Consider the following 19,681-nt stretch of genomic DNA (forward strand, 5'->3'; position numbering starts at 1 on the left):
ACGCAGCCGCGCCGATGATAGTGTGGCAGCTGCCATGTGAAAGTAGGTCACTGCCAGGCACCCAATTTAAAAAGCCCTTCACTGATGTGAAGGGCTTTTTTTCGTTTGTAGGCACTGCTTCAGCTATGCAATATTGCTCGTACACCAGAACCTGCTACGCAGGTTTTCGCGGCTAAAGCGCGCGACTACATCCGTGCGGTATACGAATACGATGCCGTTAAAGGCTCGAGGCTATCTCTTCTTTTTCCAGCTGTAATTTTAGTTCGGCGATGCCGTCTTCCAACTGTATTTTCACCTTGAATCCGAACTTGCGGGCGAGGGTGATCATGCCGCGATTGTTGGGCATGGTTATGCCACTCAGGCTTTGCAGTCCTCTGGTATGGGCATAGCGTATGATTTTTTCCATTAACAAGCGCCCCAGTCCCACTCCCTTGAGGTCGGAGCGCACCAGAATGGCAAACTCGGCGTCTTCATTGTCGGGATCCGATATCGCCCGGACCACGGCCAGAATCTTGCCATCCTCTGCCACTGCTACAAACGCCATTTCCCGGTCGTAATCGATCTGTGTCATGTGGGCCAGTTCTTCATGTCCGATCACCACATCTGCAAAAAAACGTTTATAGCGGTCTTCATCGGACACATGGCTGACGAACTCTTTATGAGCGGGTTCGTCTTCCGGCAATACCGGGCGGAGCAAGATGCTTCTGCCATCTTTGAGGCAGGTCTGTTCTTCCCATTCTTTAGGGTAAGGACGGATCGCCAGCCGAGCCTGACCCTCCCCTTCAAAGGGCTCGAGCTTCATGCCCACATCCAGGGCTATGAGTTCCTTGCCGGTGGCCAGCAGCGGGTGAATATCGAGCCGGGTGATTTCGGGGTGATTGATAATCAGATGAGAGACCTTGGTCAGTACCCGGCAAATGGCTTCCATATCCAGCGATTGTTGCGAGCGGTTGGCCCTGACCTTGCCGCTTTTAAGGGCATGGATGACCAGGTAACGGGCCAGGGTCATGTTTAGTGGCAGCAGGGCCACGGCGGCCTGCTCTTCGCCTTCCCAATCGATACCACCGTCGCCGAGCAGAATCACAGGGCCAAACACCGGATCCGAACGTACGCCGATATGTAACTCCTGGGATCCGGCCCGACGCGCCATGCGCTGTACGATGAGGCCGTGAATGCGTGCGCCGGGATAAGCCTGCCTTACTCGATCCAGAATGGCATCGGCGGCCTGTGCGACCTCTGCGGCCGAGCGCAGGTTGAGTACCACGCCAGATACGTCGGACTTGTGCGCTATGTCCGGTGATCGCAGCTTTATCGCCACTGGATAACCGATTTGTTCGGCAATATGGGCAGCTTCGGTGCTGTCCGAGGCAATCCAGGTCGGCAGGGTCTGAATACCGTAGGCCGCCATCAGGCGGCTGACTTCATGGGTATCCAGTTGAGTGATGCCCTGGTCAAAAGCTTCCTTGATCAGTAATTTCACCGTCTCGCTGTCGCTGGGCATATCGGAGATGGACTCCGGAGTTTCCATCAATTGCTTCTGGTTGCGACGATACTCTACCAGATGCATAAAGGCGCCGGCGGCACTTTCCGGTGTGCGATAAGTGGGAATACCGGCTTCGGTAAAGCAGCGGCGCGCCTCGAACACACTGGTTTCACCGGACCAGTTGGTGAGGATGTTGAAACGCCGGGCGCGCGGATGCTCTTTGATGATCTTGATGATTTCTCTGGCCACCAGAGTGCTGGAGACGGCGGCGGAGGGCGCATGCATGATCAGGATGGCGTCGCAGTCATCACTGTCGAGCAACACCTTCAGGCTGTCGGTATAGCGTTTGATCGGTGCATCGCCGACGATATCGATGGGGTTGGTTCGAGACCATGCCGGCGGCAGTATCTGATCCAGCGCCGCCCTGGTCCCGTCGCTCAGGGTGGCCAGTTTGCCACCCCGGGCCAGCAGGGTGTCGATGGCCATGATAGCGGGGCCGCCGCCATTGGTGAGAATGACCAGCCGTTCGCCGCGCAGGCTCTGGGCATGATTGAGGGTTTCTACTGCTGCAAACAAATCGTGGGTGTCCCGTACTCGCAGCATGCCGGCACGACGGATAGCGGCGTCATATGCGGCATCCATACCCACGCTGCCGCCGGAATGCAGATGGCCGAGCTGGGCGCCGATGCGGGTCTTGCCGCTCTTGACCACCAGTACCGCCTTGTTGCGTGAAGCGGTTCGCGCCGCCGACATGAAGGCGCGGGCATCTTGTACCGCATCCATATACAGCAGAATGGCGCTGGTGTGCCGGTCCCGCGCCAAATAGTCGAGTAACTGGGCGAAGTTGATATCGCAGGCGTCTCCCAGAGAAATAAAATGCGAAAAACCGATATCGTTATGTCGGGCCCAATCCAGGATGGTCGAACAGACGGCGGCCGATTGTGATACAAAGGCAATTCGCCCCGGTTTTGCCGGAAAAGGCGCAAAACTGACATTCAGCCCCAGGTGCGGCAGTATGATCCCCATGCTGTTGGGGCCGAGCAACCGCATGCGATGTTCGCGCGCGCTGGCTTTCATCTGCTCCAGCTGCTCTGAAGAGGTACCGGCGGCCAGTATAATAGCGGCTTTGCAGCCCTTGCGGCCCAGTTGTTCGATAATGTCGGTATTTTTAGCAGCCGGGGTGCAAATAATGGCCAAATCGGGTATGCGTGGCAAACTCGATATGTCGGGGTAGGCCATCACGCCCGCCACGGCTTCATACTTGGGATTGACCGGCATGATGGGGCCGCTGAAGTTACCGGCCAGCAGGTTTTTCATTACCAGCTTTCCTGCGCCATTATCTCGCTGTGTGGCGCCGATCACGGCGATACTGGCGGGACGAAACAGGGCATCGAGTCCTTGCAGCGGCATGGGGGTTCCTTATTATAGGGAGAATGCTGTTATCTATGCCTGAATAAGGCTATATAGAGGCATGATAGACCCTAAGGGTTGTAGCATATTATCCCTTACTTGGCCTGTTCCTGATGTGATAGACGTGAACTTGATTGAGGTATTGGATGGATCCCTGGTTGCTTTTTATTCCCGCCTGTCTGGCCCTGAACTTAACACCCGGGCCGGATATTTTCTTTGTGTTGTCGCAAGCATTCAGCGAGCGGCGCTACGCGGGCCTGTGGGCGGCGCTTGGTTTAGGGTTGTCCTACCTGGGACATACCCTGCTGGCGGTGATCGGGCTGTCGGCTTTGATTATGCAGTCGGCGACCGCTTTTATGGTGATTAAATATCTTGGCGCTGCGTATCTGCTGTATCTGGGCTGGAACAGCTTGCGCAGTGCTTCGGCGATGACACTCCCTCAGGCACAAAACAGTGGCAGTATCGGGCGTATTTTTTATCGGGGCCTGATGGTCGGTTTGCTTAACCCTAAAGTTGCGTTGTTTTTTCTGGCTTTTCTTCCGCAGTTTATTCGTCAGGAGTCGGGTGCTGTTCCCTTGCAGCTACTGACCTTGGGGCTGGTCTTCACCCTGACTGCCACCCTGTGCAACGGGGCCTATGGCTTACTGGGGCAGCGTTTAAAACGAGCACTACAAGGTCGGACGCGAGCGTCCGTTATGATGAATCGACTGTCGGGGGCGATTATGATGGCACTGGGCGTCAGGCTGATTATGTAAGTGATATACCCGATGACTAAATAAGCTTTCGAGACCCATGGTCGCATCGGGTAAAATGGCATAACCGCATCGCTTCAAGGATTAACAATGCAATTTCCCACCATAGAGGACTTTGTTGGCAAGACCCCTTTAGTACGCCTGCAACGCCTGGCCAATCACACCAATAGCCAGGTTTTGGTGAAGCTGGAAGGCAATAACCCGGCGGGTTCGGTAAAAGACAGACCCGCCCTCAACATGATTAGCCAGGCCGAAGCCCGTGGCGATATCAAACCGGGCGATACGCTGATTGAAGCCACCAGTGGTAATACCGGTATTGCCCTGGCCATGGCGGCGGCGATCAAGGGCTATAAGATGGTGCTGATCATGCCGGATAACGCCACCGCAGAGCGCAAAGCTTCTATGTTGGCCTATGGTGCCGAACTGATCCTGGTCAGCAAGCAGGAAGGCATGGAAGGCGCACGGGATCTGGCCGATAGCATGGCCGCCAATGGTCAAGGCGTGATTCTGGACCAGTTCAATAATCCTGATAATCCCCAGGCGCACTTCTTGAGCACAGGGCCCGAAATTTGGCAGCAAACGGGCGGCCAGTTAACGCACTTCGTGTCCAGCATGGGCACTACCGGCACCATCATGGGCGTGTCGCAATACCTGAAGCAGCAAAATGAAGGTGTACAGATTATCGGCTTGCAGCCCTGTGAGGGCAGTAATATTCCGGGTATTCGCCGTTGGCCCCAGGCTTATCTGCCGGGCATCTTCGAACAGAGCCGTGTCGATCAGGTGCTGGATATCAGCGAAGATGAAGCGGTGGCGACCATGCTGCGCCTGGCCAAAGAAGAAGGCATTTTCTGTGGTGTCAGCTCCGGCGGTGCCGTGGCCGGTGCACTCAAGCTGGCCGAACAGGTTGATAACGCTATTATTGTGGCCATCATCTGCGACCGGGGCGATCGCTATTTGTCATCCGGGGTGTTTAACGGGTAACAGCAGGGATTAGGGAATAGGAGTTGGGGACTGGAAAAGCGTGTCTGCCAATCCCCAGTCACTAATCCCCTTTTTTATCCTTTCAGGCTGTTAGCGCCAGGCTACCATCGGTAATTTGTTGCTCGCCCACATAGATGCGGCCGCCCTGGCTGCCCAGATATAAGGTTTGGCCGCGTGTCACTCCGCTCAGGTGCTGGTGGGGTAGCTGTGCCTCCATTAGCTGGCCGGGCCAATTTTTGGGTTCCAGTTCCAGCTGGATCAGGCTGCCACGGGCATTGATGTCGGTGACCAGGACCGGCAGCGGATGTTGTGCGTTGGCTTCGGTTCTCAAGCTGATTTCGTGGGGGCGTAAATACCAGCTGGCCTGGCCCTGTTTATGGCTGGCCACCGGGAGTTGCAGTGGATAATGCCCCACCTTGAACCGACTGCCGGTGAGTTCACCGTTAATTTTGTTCACTTCGCCTAAAAACTCCAGTACAAATCGACTGGCCGGTGCTTGCCAAATGGCATCCGGGGTACCGATTTGTTCGACTCGGCCCTGGCTCATCACTACCACCTGATCCGACACATCCAGTGCTTCTTCCTGATCGTGGGTGACGAACACGCTGGTGAAATGCAGCTCGTCGTGCAGGCGGCGCAACCAGCGGCGCAGTTCCTTGCGTACCTGAGCATCCAGTGCCCCAAAGGGTTCATCCAGCAATAATACGCCCGGTTCTACTGCCAGAGAGCGCGCTAATGCGACCCGTTGACGTTGGCCGCCAGACAGCTGGGCCGGAAAACGATCCGCTACATGAGATAACTGGATCATTTCCAGCAGCTCGTTTACTCGACGCTTGATCTCGCTTTTTGCCGGACGCTGGCCCTTGGGCATGATGCTCAAGCCAAAGGCGATATTGTCGAACACCGTCATGTGACGAAACAGTGCGTAGTTTTGAAATACAAAACCGACGTTGCGGTCGCGAGCATGCAGGTCGGTAACGTCAGATCCGTTAAAGTGAATGCGCCCGCCGTTAGCGTGCTCCAGGCCGGCAATAATACGCAGCAGCGTGGTTTTACCCGATCCTGAAGGGCCTAACAGGCCCACCAATTGACCGCTGGGCAGGTCGAGGTTGATATTGTGCAGCACCCGGGTTTTGCCGAAGGACTTGTGAATACCCTCAATGTGAATACTCATACTGGATTACTCCTGTGCTTCGGCGCTGTGCAGGCGCCATTCAAGATAAGATTTAATTAACAAGGTGAGCACCGCCATCAGCGTCAACAGCGCGGCGGCGGTAAAGGCGCCGACCGCGTTATAGTCCTGATGCAGTAACTCAACGTGCAACGACAGGGTATTGGTTTCACCACGAATACCGCCAGACACCACGGATACCGCACCAAACTCACCTACGGCGCGGGCGTTGGTCAGGATCACGCCGTACAACAGCGCCCAGCGAATATTGGGCAGGGTGATCTTGCGAAACAGCTGCCAGCCGCTGGCCCCCAGCAATACTGCCGCCTCTTCCGAGTCCGTACCCTGGCTGCTCATCAGCGGCACCAGCTCTCGCACCATAAAGGGGCAGGTGACAAACACGGTGACCATAACGATACCCGGCCAGGCAAACATCAGCTGCATATCGTAGCCGTCGAGCCAGCCGCCCACCGGGCCGTTTACGCCATACATCAGCAAATACAGTAAACCGGCGACCACGGGTGATACCGCAAAGGGGACGTCCATCAGGGTGAGCAGTAACTGGCGACCGCGAAAATTAAAACGCGTCACCAGCCAGGCCAGCAGGGTGCCGAACACCAGGTTGATGGGCACCATCAGTGCCGCCACCAGCAGGGTCAGGCCGATGGCGTGCAGCATGTCCGGCTCGTTGAGGTTTTCTATCACGCCACCCACACCGGCGGCAAAGGCACCGGCAATAATGGCCAGCAAAGGCACCACCAGTAGCAGCAGGGTCAGCACCACCCCGGTGCCAATCAGCAACCAGCGACCCCAGGGGCGCGATGCTTTCAAGGTTAAGGTCTGGTCCATTAGCTGTTGCCTCGTACCCGGCGCATAAAGCGACTTTGAATGCCGTTGATCAAGAACAGCAGCACGAAAGAGGCCAGCAATATGATGCTGGCAATGGCACTGGCAGCCGCATAATCAAATTCCTGCAGCTTGATGAAGATCATCAAAGAGGTAATTTCGGTTTGCCACGGCATATTGCCGGCAATAAAGATAACGGCACCAAATTCACCCAGGCTTCGGGTGAACGACAGCGCGGTGCCGGTAATCAAGGCAGGTTTCAGCTCGGGTAATACCACCCGACTGAAGGCCTGCCAGGGGCTGGCGCCCAACATGGCGGCCGCTTCTTCGTATTCCGGCCCCAGGTCTTCCAGCACCGGCTGAACCGTGCGTACCACAAAGGGCACGCTGGTAAATACCATGGCAATCACGATCCCCATCCAGGTATAAGACACCTTGATACCCAGCTCGGCCAGCCATTCTCCATACCAGCCGTTGGTGGCAAATAAAGAGGCCAATGTTAGACCAGCGACGGCGGTAGGCAGGGCAAAGGGCAGGTCCATCAGCCCGTCGAGCAGAGCACGGCCAGGAAAGCGATAGCGGGTTAAAATCCAGGCCATCAAGAGGCCAAACACCATGTTGAACAGGCTGGCGGCCGCCGCGGCGCTGGCAGTCACTTTATAGGTGGCCACCACTCTGGGGTCACTGATCACCTGCCAGTATTGCGACCAGCCCATTTGGCTAGTATTCATCATCAAGCCGGTTAATGGCAGCAAGATAATGAGACTGACAAACAGCAAGCTGGTGCCCAGACTCAGGGTAAAGCCGGGTAGTACTCGCTTGGATGACCCCAACAGCGCCGCCATGACTTAGCGTCCTTTAGCCTGTAACTGATCCAGAGTACCGCCGTTGGCAAAGTGATCGGCCATGGCCTGTTCCCAGCTGCCAAATACGTCTTCTACCTTGAACAGCTCTGTTTCAGGGAATTTGTCTGCCACTTCGGCTGCCACGGCCTTATCGTTTACGCGATAGTAGTGCTTGGCCAGAATGCGCTGTGCCTCGGGGCTGTACAAGAACTCCAGATAGGCCTTGGCTTGCTGTTCGGTGTCGTTACGCTTCACGTTACGATCAATCCAGGTCACCGGGAATTCGGCCAATACGTCTACCGAAGGTACCACGACCTGGTATTCATCATCGGCGTACAGGTCGCGAATATTGTTTACTTCCGATTCAAAGGTGATCAGCACGTCGCCGATACCCCGTTCCACGAAGGTGGTGGTGGCACCTCGGCCGCCGGTATCAAACACCGCCACCTGCTTCACCAACTTGCCCATGTGCTCCAGGATCTTGTCCTGGTCGCCGTCAAACTGCTTATCGGCGGCACCCCAGGCGGCTAAATAAGTGTAACGGCCGTTACCGGAAGTTTTAGGGTTGGGGAACACCAGCTGTACATCTTCGCGGGTCAGATCGTTCCAGTCTTTAATATTTTTGGGGTTATCTTTGCGTACCAAAAACGCCATGGTGGACACATAGGGCGAGCTGTCGTTCGGCAGGCGGGCTTTCCAGTCTTCGGGGATCAGCTTGCCTTTTTGATACAGCACATCCACATCCGTCACCTGATTGTAGGTAACCACATCGGCCCGCAATCCCTGCAAAATAGCCTGCGCCTGGCGTGAAGATCCTGCGTGGGTCTGTTTGATATCCAGCTTTTCACCGGTTTCTTTTTCCCAGTGTTCTATGAATATCGGATTGATTTCGGCGAACAGTTCACGGGCAATATCGTAGCTGCTGTTCAGCAGTTCTTTGGCCTGAAGGGGCAGAGCGGTGCTTAAGCCCGCAGTAAACAGCAGGGTCGCGATAAGGGATTTGCGCATGATGAACTCCAGGAACAGGGTAGTTGATGAAGTCAGTCTAATAGATCCACAAGTAATTGATAAGATGGTTTATATTCACTTTTAATATATATAAGCAGGGGCGGATATAATGCGGAAGAGCAGCGGTAAGCGATCAATCAAGACAAATACAATTTGGCAACGGAATCCACGACTTTCTGTTCACGATAAGCGCGGAAAAATTAAGTTGAGATAAGGTCGACGAGTATTAAAAACGTTAAGCGCTGCCTAATATATTGCACCCTGTAGCCGCGGTTTCAACCGCGAAATAGCGCAGCGCGCCATCTCTATGCCATGTTCATCCCGTGGCGCGGTTTTTAATAATGCCGTGGTTGGCTCGTCCTCTTCACTCTTTACACCTCACCCCTCACGCGCATAAAAAAGGCCTGCATCTGCAGGCCTTTTGGCAATTCTTGCTGTGGCTATAACACGTGGCGGCTTATTGCGGGGCGACCGGTGCAATAGGTTGTGCCGGTTTGGCGATCAGCGAGCGAGTATCTTCAATGGCTTCGGTGATGATCACCTGTACCGCCTGACCCAGCTCGTACAAGGGCGCCTTGTCCAGATACACGCGGCCGTCGTCCCAGCTGCATTCCAGACGATCACGGTTGGCCAGAATCAGTGACGAGGGCATAAAGACCACGGCGCCGTTTTCCTGCAAGCGCAGCTTGACGCCACCACGACCAATATCGATCACTTCGGCATCAAACACCTTGCCTTCGGCGACAGCCGGTTGCAGATAGCGGACGTACAACCAATCGGCAATATCGCGCTCGGCACGGCGATGCATGCGACGCTGTTCCGACAAATGCACGGCCAGTTCGTCGCTGGGCACAAAGGCGTCGTGGGCCTGTTCGGCCAGAATGGCCTTGATCAAGCGATGGTTAACGATATCGCCGTATTTACGAATCGGCGACGTCCAGGTGGCGTAGGCGGTCAGGCCCAGACCGAAGTGCGCACCCGGGGTGGCGCTCATGGCGGCAAAAGACTGATAACGACGGGTGCGGCTGTCCAGATACGTGGTTTCGCGTTCGTCCAACCAACGGCGCAGCGCACAAAAACCTTCCAGGCTGGTGACGGATTCTGGTTCAAACGGCGCTTCGTGAGCTTGTAACAGCTCGACCAGGCCTTCCATTTTCTCGCTGTCAAAACCGGCATGCACGTTAAAAATACCTGTGCCTACGTGTTTGTTCAGCCAGTTACCGCAGGCCAGGTTGGCGGCGATCATGGCTTCTTCAACCATCTGGTTGGCGATACGACGATAGTCGACCAGAATGGCGGTCACGCTGCTGTTTTCATCCAGCGCAAAGCGATAGTCGGGTCTGTCTTTAAACACGATGGCGTGCTTGCTGCGCCAGGCGCTGCGGGTGTGCGTCAGCGTGGTAAGGTCACGTAATTGCTCGGCAATGACTTCATTGGCGGGCTGCCAGTCACCGATTTGCTCAACCCAGTCAGACACCTGGTCATAGCTCAGGCGAGCCTGTGAACGAATGGTGGCGGCAAAGAATTCGGCCTCGTCATCCACTTTGCCATCATTGTCGATAAACAGACGAGCACACAGGGCTGAGCGGTTCACGCCCTCTTGCAGCGAGCACAGCTCATCGGCCAGGGTGCGCGGCAACATGGGGATGTTGCGGCCTGGCAAGTACACGGTAAAGGCGCGCTCGGCGGCCACCTTGTCCATGTCACTGTTATGGGCCACATAAGCGGTAGGATCGGCAATGGCAACCAGCAGTTCCCAGCCGTTATCCAGCTTCTTCACGCTCAGCGCATCATCCATATCCAGCGTGGATTCACCGTCTATGGTGAAGAAAGGCACATCGGTCAAATCGCGACGGGGCAGCGACTCTTCCACGGTTTGCCATTCTTTATGATCCGCTGGCGCCTGATTGGCCAGTTTGTTGCGAGCCAACACCACCCACCAGGGAGCAATGGGGTCGTCAACGCCGGCAATCACTTCTACTACGCTGGCGAAAAAGCCGTTGTTGTCCTTCAGGGCGTGGCGGGTTAATTCGCCCAGCACCCAGTCGCCTTCTTTCAGGCTCTTTTCATCCAACCCCTTGATAGCGCGCGCCTTGATGGCATCTTTCATCAATGGATGATCGGGCACTATATTCAGACGGTCGCGAAACCACTTAACGCGAGCCACAAAGCGAGTTACGCCTGCTTCAATCAATGTCTCGGGCTCGACCAGTTCGCGGTCATTCTCGGTGCGTACCACGGCGGTAATGTGGTCACCATGCATGACTTTTTTCATGTGCGGCGGCGGGATGAAGAAACTTTCTTTCTCGCTGACTTCCAGAAAGCCAAAACCTTTGGAGGTGCCTTTAACGACGCCTTCTTTAATGGGAAGGGTCTCGCGAATTTGCTGCTTTAGCTGAGCTAATAGGGGGTTGTTTTGAAACATAGTTAGAAACCTGTCGAAATATGCAGCTGACTATACGGATTTACCCCCAGGATGCCAAGAAGTCCTTAAGTGCTAGATAGGTGTGAGTCCTGTGAGATGGGGCTGTCCCTGGTCATTTATGCCAGAGTCCAGCAAGTAGTTGCAACGACCCAGTGCCGCCTGTGTATCCGGATTCCATTGCTGCGATAAACGAGCGAGCTGGCGCTGGCCCAGGCCACTTTGCAGACTGTCGGCCACCATTACCTCCAACCCTTTCAATCGAGCCTGTTCAATTAATTGTCGGCAGGTAGCGAGCCCGCCCAGCTCGGCGGGCCTGAGCACCACCGCCTTTAGCTGTTCAAACCGGGGTAGCCTTGCCATCACCCCAGATTCAGCATGATAACGGGCCAGATCAAAGGCCACCGGCAGCTGATATTGCTCGGCCAGCTGTTGGCCGGTGGGTATATCAAGGGAGGGGTCCAGCAACCAGTCGATACGGCTACCATCAATGCGTTGCCACAGGGCCGATAATTGCTCTGAATCAAGCCGGCCACCGGCATCCAGTACCAGTCTGACATTGGGGGCCAGCAAACACAGCTCGCGCACCAGGCCGGCGTCATATTGCACGTTGCCGGTCAGAGTGAGCCAGGCGCGAGTTGGATGCACTCGGCGGCAGCGCCAGGCGCGGACTATCGGATCGCGCGGGCCCTCCAGCAAAGGCAGGCTGGGCGCCGAATCATCTGCCGCCCAGGCGGCGGTGCTGATATTGGCCAAGGCACAATCGAGCCCAAACTGTACCGCCGCAATAGCAGCGTCATGAGCAAGCCCTTGGCGAAGCCGCTGGCAGGCCTCCTGCAAGTCTTGTTGTACCTCCTGCAGTGAACTGCCAGGTAAAGGGGCTATCTCGCCCCAGGCGCCGTCAATGTTGATATAAAAACCCTGACGTCGCTCCAGGGCAGTGCCGTTAATCAATCGCGGCAGGGTCAAGGGCAGCTCGTAGGCATAAATCTCAATCTGCATGGTAATAGGTCTCGTCAGGGCACATATATAATTCCACATGAAAATAACATCTGGATCGGGCGCTGACCAGCAGCAGAAGCGGGCAATTACCTCCTTCTCCGATTTGTTATTATTTTGAGGGAGTAGTGGCTTTGCTTTTGCGATCTGCTTCTGGTTATACTGGCCGCTATCTTGTCGGAGTGCTCTATATGGGCTGAGACCACGAAACAGTGGGATCCGTTGAACCTGATCAGGCTAATACCTGCGTAAGGGAAGCAAGTGAGAATTTGGCGCTACCTCTTCTGCCAACTTCTTCCTCAACACTCCTGACAAGCATTTTCACCCAACATGGATTTAAAGTGAGATTGCTATGTCAACGAAAGCACCAAACCCAAGCTCTAAAAAAGTAAACCGTCGCGAAGTGCGCACTCAGGCCCAGGAATTTATCGATAACCTGAAAGGCGAACATTTTCCAAACTCCCATCGTATTTATCTGCAAGGGTCGCGCCCGGACATCAAGGTCGCCATGCGCGAAATTCATCTGGCCGACAGCTTCAAGGGCGGCAGTGAAGAAAATCCCATACTGGAGCCCAATGCGCCGATCCCCGTTTATGATACTTCTGGCCCTTATGGGGATCCCGACGCCGAGCTGGATGTGCGCAAAGGCTTGCCGCAACTGCGCCGGCAGTGGATTCTGGACCGCGACGATACGGTGGAGTTAGATCAGGTCACCTCTTCGTTTACCCAGCAACGCATGGCCGATGATGGTCTGGATCATCTGCGTTTCGAGCAGATGCCCAAGCCGCGCAAAGCCAAGCCGGGCGCGTGCGTCACGCAAATGCATTATGCCCGCAAAGGCATTATCACCCCGGAAATGGAATATATCGCCATTCGCGAAAACATGGGCCGTGAGCGGGTGCGCGACCAAATGCTGCTGCAACAGCACCCAGGCCAGCACTTTGGCGCCAACCTGCCAGAAGATATTACCCCTGAGTTTGTGCGTAAAGAGGTGGCTGAAGGCCGCGCCATCATTCCGGCCAACATCAACCATGCCGAATCCGAGCCGATGATCATCGGTCGCAACTTCCTGGTGAAAATCAACGCCAACATCGGCAATTCGGCGGTTACGTCGTCGATTGAGGAAGAAGTCGAGAAGCTGGTATGGGCGACCCGCTGGGGTGCCGATAACGTGATGGACTTGTCTACCGGCCGTTATATTCATGAAACCCGTGAATGGATTTTGCGTAACAGCCCGGTTCCTATCGGTACCGTCCCTATCTATCAGGCGCTGGAAAAAGTCAACGGCGTGGCCGAAGACCTGAACTGGGAAGTGTTCCGCGATACCTTGATTGAACAGGCCGAGCAGGGCGTGGATTACTTCACCATACATGCCGGTGTGCTGCTGCGTTACGTGCCCATGACCGCCAAACGGGTGACCGGCATTGTATCGCGCGGCGGCTCTATCATGGCCAAGTGGTGCCTGTCCCATCATAAAGAAAGCTTCCTCTATGAGCGTTTTCGCGAGATTTGCGAAATTTGCGCCGCCTACGATGTGTCATTGTCGCTGGGTGACGGCATGCGCCCGGGCTCGGTGGCCGATGCCAACGACGAAGCCCAGTTTGCCGAGCTGTATACCCTGGGCGAGCTGGCCAAAGTGGCCTGGGAATATGATGTACAGGTGATGATTGAAGGCCCGGGCCATGTGCCGATGCACATGATCAAACGCAATATGGAAGAGCAGCTGGAGCATTGCCACGAGGCGCCGTTTTATACCTTGGGTCCGCTGACCACCGATATTGCTCCGGGTTACGACCACTTTACGTCGGGCATAGGTGCCGCCTTGATCGGTTGGTATGGCTGCGCCATGCTGTGCTACGTTACCCCGAAAGAGCATTTGGGTCTGCCTAACAAGGAAGACGTGAAGCAGGGCCTGATCACCTACAAGATTGCCGCCCATGCCGCCGATTTGGCCAAGGGCCATCCCGGTGCACAAATTCGTGATAATGCCATGTCCAAGGCACGCTTCGAATTCCGCTGGGAAGATCAGTTCAATCTGGCACTCGACCCACAAACCGCCCGTGCCTATCACGACGAAACCCTGCCACAGGAATCCGGCAAGGTGGCGCACTTCTGCTCCATGTGCGGGCCCAAGTTCTGCTCCATGAAAATCACTCAGGAAGTACGTGAGTATGCGGCGGCACAAGAAGCCATTGCCATTCAGATGGTCGACATCAATGGCGACCGTGAAACCGTGGTCACCGGCATGGCGAAAATGTCGGAAGAATTCAACAAGCGCGGCGGTGAGCTCTATCACCAGGCCGATAAACTGGAGAAAGAATCCATATGACAAGACCCATAGTCTGGACCGTTGCCGGTTCCGATTCGGGCGGCGGCGCGGGTATTCAGGCCGATCTGCACACCATTCACACGCTGGGCGGCCACGGCTGCTCGGTTATTTCCGCCATTACTGCGCAAAACTCGGTGGCGGTGTCCATGGTGGAGCCGGTGCTGATGCAGGCGTTCACCAGCCAACTGGTGTCGCTGGCCACCGATATGCAGGCCAAAGCCATTAAAATTGGCTTGCTGCCCGGTGGCTTGCGCGCCGAGGTGCTGGCGCGCTATTTACGGGAATATCGCCGCCAATGGCAGCCGTTTGTGGTGCTGGATCCGGTGGCGATAGCCAGCACCGGCCAATCGATGGCCGAGGCGAGCCTGCTGCCGGCCATCAAGCAGCATTTGCTGGCAGAAGTCGACCTGATCACGCCCAATGCCATCGAGTTGCAAGTATTGTCGGGCATTACGCCCGACTCACCTGCTGCGGTGCGGGCCGGCGCGGCTGCGTTGCTGGAAATGGGCGCGCGGGCGGTATTGGTCAAGGGCGGACATCTGGAGTGGGCCGGTGAACAGGCCATCGATTTTTATACCGACGGCGAGCGCGAAATCTGGCTGGCCAGTCCCAGAGTCGACACCCGGCATGGTCATGGCACAGGTTGTACCCTGTCCTCGGCCATTGCCACGGCCATTGCGCTGGATTATCCCATCGAAGATGCACTGGTGCTGGCCAAGGCCTATGTGAATCAGGGGCTGAAAGGCGCCGAGTCCATTGGTGCCGGAGCCGGCCCCGTGGCCCATTTAGGCTGGCCGACCGATCTCAATGATTTCCCGACCGTGGTGATGCCGGGCTCGGCCCTGGCCGAACAGCTGGGCATCAGCGGACCCCATCCACAGGGTGAGTTTGCCGCCATGGATACCCTGAAGCTGGGATTGTATCCGGTGGTCACCAGCGTCGCCTGGCTGGAGCAGTTGTTGAACTGGGGCGTGCGCACCCTGCAGTTGCGTATCAAGGATAAAACCGACGCCGAGGTAGAAGCCGATATCAAGGCTGCCGTCGCGCTGGGCGAGCGTTTTAACGCCCGCCTGTTTATCAACGACTACTGGCGCTCCGCCATCAAGCACGGCGCTTATGGCGTGCATTTGGGGCAGGAAGATATTGAAGTGGCGGATCTGGAAGCCATTCGTGCCGCCGGCCTCAAGCTGGGATTGTCGACCCACGGTTACTACGAGATGCTGCGTGCCCGGGAGCTTAAGCCTTCATACCTGGCGCTGGGGCATATCTTTCCTACCAAAACCAAAGACATGCCGTCCCGTCCGCAGGGCCTGGAGCGTTTGCACCGTTATGTGGCGCTGATGGAAGCCGAGTTCCCCCTGGTGGCTATTGGTGGCATCAGTCGCGATCGTGTGCCTTTGGTGGCCGAAACCGGCGTGGGCAGCATAGCGCTGGTCACCGCCATTACCGAAGCAAGCAACCCTGAAGCAGCCACCCGTGAGCTGCTGGCGTTAGTGGAGAAATAACATGCTCAGCGACAGCGAATTCATACGCTATAGCCGGCATTTACTGCTGGAAGAGGTTGGCGAAGAAGGTCAGCTGAAGTTGAAGCAAGCCTCTGTGCTGGTCGTGGGGCTGGGCGGGCTGGGCTCGCCGGCGGTGCAGTATCTGGCCGCGGCAGGCATAGGCACCCTGTGGCTGGCGGACTTCGATCAGGTCGACGTCAGCAACCTGCAACGCCAAACCCTGTACGACATGGACAGCCTGCAGCACAGCAAGGCAGAAACCGCTCGGGCCAAGCTACAGCAGCTGAACCCGGAAGTGGAAGTGATAGCCGTCAATCAAAAACTGGACGCGGATAATCTGGGTGACTTTGTATCCGAAGTCGATCTGGTGCTGGATTGCACCGATAACATCCTGATCCGCCAACAGTTGAATGCCGCCTGTTATGCCTGGGGCAAGCCCCTGCTGGTGGGCGCCGCCATTCGCTTTGAAGGCCAGTTGCTGGCGCTGGATCCGGCCCGTGACCATGGTTGCTATCGCTGTCTGTATGGGCCCGATATTGGTGAGCGGCTGAACTGCAGCAATTCCGGTGTGATTGGCCCGGTAGTGGGCACTATCGGCATGTTGCAGGCGCTGGAAGCCATCAAATTCTTCACCGGTACCGGCACAGTGCCCTGGGGTGAACTGAAACTGTTTGATGCCAAAAATCATAGTTGGCACGGCCTGCGGGTACCTAAAGATCCTGCTTGTCCGGTGTGTGGTGTAAAGAGGGAGGAAACATGATCACGGTAATCTTAAATAACGACGCGCTGGAATTAGCCAAGGGCACCACGTTGGGCCAGTTACTGCTGGATCTTGAACAAGACAAGCCCGGCGTGGCGGTGGCGCTTAACCAACAGGTGGTGGCGCGCAGTCAATGGTCGGAACAGCCACTCGCCGCTAACGACAAAATCACCTTATTTCACGCCATAGCCGGAGGCTAACATGAGTCTTATTATTGCCAACAAAACCTTTAGCTCTCGCCTGTTCACCGGAACCGGCAAGTTTGCCAACGGCCAACAAATGAAAGACGCCTTTATTGCCGGCGGTACCGACTTGGTGACCATGGCGATGAAGCGACTGGATCTGAAGAACCACAGCGACGACATACTGCCGCCGCTGCTGGAACTGGGTGTGAATCTGCTGCCCAATACCGCCGGTGCCAAAACCGTAGAAGAAGCCTTGTTTGCGGCGCGTCTGGCGCGCGAGGCGCTGGGTACCAACTGGTTGAAGTTGGAAATTCACCCTGACCCCAAGTACCTGCTGCCCGACCCGATAGAAACTCTTAAGGCGGCAGAAATACTGGTCAAAGAAGGCTTTATCGTGCTGCCGTATTGCAGTGCCGATCCCGTGCTGTGCAAGCGACTGGAAGAAGTGGGTTGTGCCGCCGTGATGCCGCTGGGTGCTCCTATTGGCACTAACAAAGGGTTGGTGACTCACGATTTTCTGCAGATCATCATAGAGCAGGCCAATGTGCCTGTGGTGGTGGATGCAGGCATAGGTGCCCCCAGCCACGCCGCCTACGCCATGGAGCTGGGTGCCGATGCGGTGCTGGTGAATACCGCCATTGCTACCGCTCGTGACCCCATTGCCATGGCCGAAGCCTTCAAGCTGGCGGTGATTTCCGGGCGCATGGCTTATGAAGCCGGGCTGGCAGGCAAAAGCCAGTATGCGCAAGCGACCAGCCCTCTGACCGATTTTCTGGATACCTTATGAGTTTCTTTGACGTGTGGTCATCCATGGATTGGGATGACGTCAAGATGAGCATCTACGCCAAGCAGGCAAAAGATGTCGAGCTGGCGCTGGCCAAGCCCAAACGCGATTTGCAGGACTTTATGGCGTTGATTTCGCCAGCCGCCGAACCCTATCTGGAACAGATGGCGCAGCAGTCTTATCAATTGACTCGTCAGCGCTTTGGCAGCACGGTCGGATTTTATATTCCGCTGTATCTGTCCAACCTGTGCGCCAATGACTGTACCTATTGCGGTTTTTCCATGAGCAACCGCATCAAGCGCAAAACCCTGAGCGCCGAAGAAATCGAGCAGGAATGCCTGGCGATCAAGGCCATGGGTTTTGATACCGTGCTGCTGGTCACCGGTGAGCACGAAGGCAAGGTGGGGCTGGATTACTTCAAGCAGATGCTGCCCATCGTCAAGCGCCACTTCAGCTATGTGATGATGGAAGTACAGCCCTTGTCCGAAGCCGAATATGCCGAGCTGCGCCAGTATGGTCTGGATAGCGTTATGGTGTATCAGGAAACCTATCAGCACCTGACCTACGATGAGCACCATATTCGAGGCAAGAAAAAAGATTTTCGCTGGCGGCTGGAGACACCCGATCGACTGGGCAAGGCGGGTATCGATAAAATCGGTCTGGGTGCCTTGTTCGGCCTGGAAGACTGGCGTGCCGACAGCTTCTATGTGGCGGCACATCTGCGCTATCTGCAAAAGCAGTTCTGGCAAACCCGTTATTCGGTGTCATTTCCGCGGTTGCGCCCCTGCGAGGGCGGCCTGGTGCCCAAGTCGATCATGAGCGACCGTCAGCTGGTACAGCTGATTTGTGCCTATCGACTGTTTGATAATGAGCTGGAACTCAGCCTGTCGACCCGTGAGTCACAGGCCTTTCGCGATAAGGTGATCCCGCTCGGCATCACCAGCATCAGCGCTGGATCCAAGACTCAGCCGGGCGGCTATGTCGACAACGTCAAGGAAGAGCTGGAGCAGTTTGAAATAGACGACGACCGCAGCCCGGCCGAGGTGGCCAAGGCTTTGGTGGCTACCGGCCTGCAGCCGGTGTGGACAGATTGGGATAACAGCTATTCCGCCAGCCGGTAATCTTCAGCGGGAGCCCTGTTGCGAGCTCCCGCTGCTTGCCTTCTTTCCTCTTACCATGCCGCCCAAAACAGACCTGCACTCAGCAGCAATAAATACAGATGAATAAAGATAACGTTGAGCCCCAGATAAGGGGTTAGCGCCTGGCTATCGCTGTGCTGGCGAATGCCCCCCGGGAGTAGTTTGAACAGTACGCCTGCGGACAGCAAAGCCACCAATGTATGCTGAGGTAGCCAGGCCAGACTTACCCCCAGTACCAGTAAACCGAGCGCTACAAGGTGCAATACACTAAAAATAATCGCGCAAGGGCCTAAGCCAAGCAGGATGGGATAATGGCGTCTGCCTACTTGCCGATCGGCGTCCACATCGGGAAATTGATTCAGTAATAACAGATTGCTGACCAGCAAGGAGACGATGACAGCCAACAACCAGGCACCGGCCGGCAAAGACTGCTGCAACACCCAAATCGAACCCAGGGTCATTAGCATACCAAAGCCGATACCCGGCGCCACCAGGCACACCAAGGGGGAGCGATTGATGTATTGGGTATAGGTGCAGATAATAAGCACCCCGGGCAGGCCAATCCAGAGCAAAGGCCAGCCATAACGGCTGATCAGTATCAGTCCCGCTACCATTACTATGCCTAAACAGCCCCAGGCTAAAAACAAGGCCAGCCTGGCCTGCTGAGGGTGAGTGACCAGGGTGCCGCTGCCGCCGCTAAAAGGGGTTTTGGTGGTTAAAAAATCCAGCCCGGAGCGAAAGTCAAAATACTCGTTAAAGGCATTAACGCTAATGTGCGCAGGGAGGGCGATCATCAGCACCAAAACGAGATCAAGCCACTGCCATGCGGCACCTTGAGATAGGCTGAATGCCAGTGCGAGCAGCACACAAGCCAAGGTCAAGGTCAGAAAATTAATGCGGGACACGCCCAGTAATGTTTTTAACACAAGTGACTCCCTTTTTTAGTCACTATAGCCATTAGCGCCCAATAGGGTTTTGATTAGACACAAAGCCACCATCAATAGTTTAATGGGCCGTTTATTTTTCATCTGCTTACGTCAAGAGCAAACCAGAGCTGCGACG

The 19,681-nt window shown here is 55.8% G+C and carries 16 protein-coding genes and 1 riboswitch; of the genes, 8 read left to right on the top strand and 8 right to left on the bottom strand.

What is annotated here, in order from left to right; translation table 11 throughout:
* Window positions 1-217: 217 nt before the first annotated feature.
* Complete coding sequence (locus IEW52_RS12445; RefSeq protein ID WP_188630404.1) at window positions 218-2,893, bottom strand: bifunctional acetate--CoA ligase family protein/GNAT family N-acetyltransferase; 2,676 nt, start codon at window positions 2,891-2,893, stop codon at window positions 218-220.
* Window positions 2,894-3,039: 146 nt separating this feature from the next.
* Between IEW52_RS12445 and IEW52_RS12450 the strand changes: the two genes are divergently transcribed.
* Complete coding sequence (locus tag IEW52_RS12450) at window positions 3,040-3,648, top strand: LysE family translocator (protein WP_188630405.1); 609 nt, start codon at window positions 3,040-3,042, stop codon at window positions 3,646-3,648.
* 87 nt (window positions 3,649-3,735) lie between these two features.
* Window positions 3,736-4,626 (top strand): cysteine synthase CysM, encoded by an 891-nt coding sequence (cysM, locus tag IEW52_RS12455; protein ID WP_188630406.1) that lies wholly within the window; start codon window positions 3,736-3,738, stop codon window positions 4,624-4,626.
* A gap of 82 nt (window positions 4,627-4,708) precedes the next feature.
* Here cysM and cysA read toward each other — a convergent pair whose 3' ends face one another.
* From cysA to IEW52_RS12485, 6 genes are all read right to left on the bottom strand, one after another.
* A complete protein-coding gene (gene cysA, locus IEW52_RS12460) occupies window positions 4,709-5,800 on the bottom strand; it encodes a sulfate/thiosulfate ABC transporter ATP-binding protein CysA (RefSeq protein WP_188630407.1) in 1,092 nt (363 codons plus the stop codon).
* Window positions 5,801-5,806: 6 nt separating this feature from the next.
* Window positions 5,807-6,646, bottom strand: coding sequence for a sulfate/thiosulfate ABC transporter permease CysW (gene cysW / locus IEW52_RS12465; protein ID WP_188630408.1), 840 nt, complete (start codon window positions 6,644-6,646; stop codon window positions 5,807-5,809).
* Complete coding sequence (cysT, locus tag IEW52_RS12470) at window positions 6,646-7,488, bottom strand: sulfate/thiosulfate ABC transporter permease CysT (protein WP_188630409.1); 843 nt, start codon at window positions 7,486-7,488, stop codon at window positions 6,646-6,648. Before cysT ends, cysW begins: the two co-directional genes overlap by 1 nt.
* Before the next feature lie 3 nt (window positions 7,489-7,491).
* The gene (gene cysP / locus IEW52_RS12475) at window positions 7,492-8,496 is read right to left on the bottom strand and encodes a thiosulfate ABC transporter substrate-binding protein CysP (protein WP_188630410.1); all 1,005 of its coding nucleotides are present in this window, start codon (window positions 8,494-8,496) and stop codon (window positions 7,492-7,494) included.
* Window positions 8,497-8,953: 457 nt separating this feature from the next.
* Complete coding sequence (locus IEW52_RS12480) at window positions 8,954-10,921, bottom strand: exoribonuclease II (RefSeq protein ID WP_188630411.1); 1,968 nt, start codon at window positions 10,919-10,921, stop codon at window positions 8,954-8,956.
* Window positions 10,922-10,993: 72 nt separating this feature from the next.
* On the bottom strand, window positions 10,994-11,920 hold the full coding sequence (locus IEW52_RS12485; protein ID WP_188630412.1) for an enolase-like domain-containing protein: 927 nt from the start codon (window positions 11,918-11,920) through the stop codon (window positions 10,994-10,996).
* A gap of 165 nt (window positions 11,921-12,085) precedes the next feature.
* Window positions 12,086-12,191: riboswitch (TPP riboswitch) on the top strand.
* A gap of 78 nt (window positions 12,192-12,269) precedes the next feature.
* On the opposite strand from IEW52_RS12485, the gene thiC reads away from it, so the two are divergent.
* Genes thiC through thiH form a run of 6 tightly spaced genes read left to right on the top strand, consistent with a single transcriptional unit; the run spans window position 12,270 to window position 18,601 of the window.
* A complete protein-coding gene (gene thiC / locus IEW52_RS12490) occupies window positions 12,270-14,246 on the top strand; it encodes a phosphomethylpyrimidine synthase ThiC (RefSeq protein ID WP_188630413.1) in 1,977 nt (658 codons plus the stop codon).
* A complete protein-coding gene (thiE, locus tag IEW52_RS12495) occupies window positions 14,243-15,751 on the top strand; it encodes a thiamine phosphate synthase (protein WP_188630414.1) in 1,509 nt (502 codons plus the stop codon). Before thiC ends, thiE begins: the two co-directional genes overlap by 4 nt.
* Window position 15,752: 1 nt before the next feature.
* On the top strand, window positions 15,753-16,511 hold the full coding sequence (locus IEW52_RS12500; protein ID WP_188630415.1) for a HesA/MoeB/ThiF family protein: 759 nt from the start codon (window positions 15,753-15,755) through the stop codon (window positions 16,509-16,511).
* Entirely contained in the window at window positions 16,508-16,711 is a 204-nt protein-coding gene (gene thiS, locus IEW52_RS12505) for a sulfur carrier protein ThiS (RefSeq protein ID WP_229667937.1), read from the top strand. The genes IEW52_RS12500 and thiS overlap by 4 nt, the downstream gene beginning before the upstream one ends.
* A 1-nt stretch (window position 16,712) precedes the next feature.
* A complete protein-coding gene (locus tag IEW52_RS12510) occupies window positions 16,713-17,483 on the top strand; it encodes a thiazole synthase (protein WP_188630416.1) in 771 nt (256 codons plus the stop codon).
* Window positions 17,480-18,601 carry a 2-iminoacetate synthase ThiH gene (thiH, locus tag IEW52_RS12515; RefSeq protein WP_188630417.1) on the top strand — a complete coding sequence of 374 codons (1,122 nt, stop codon included), beginning with the start codon at window positions 17,480-17,482 and terminating at the stop codon, window positions 18,599-18,601. The genes IEW52_RS12510 and thiH overlap by 4 nt, the downstream gene beginning before the upstream one ends.
* 50 nt (window positions 18,602-18,651) lie before the next feature.
* Here the strand turns inward: thiH and IEW52_RS12520 are convergent, their stop codons facing one another.
* Window positions 18,652-19,545, bottom strand: a complete 894-nt coding sequence (locus tag IEW52_RS12520; protein ID WP_188630418.1) for a prenyltransferase — start codon at window positions 19,543-19,545, stop codon at window positions 18,652-18,654.
* Between the last annotated feature and the right edge of the window lie 136 nt (window positions 19,546-19,681).

This window comes from Oceanisphaera marina (assembly GCF_014643915.1).
GTDB lineage: Bacteria > Pseudomonadota > Gammaproteobacteria > Enterobacterales > Aeromonadaceae > Oceanimonas > Oceanimonas marina.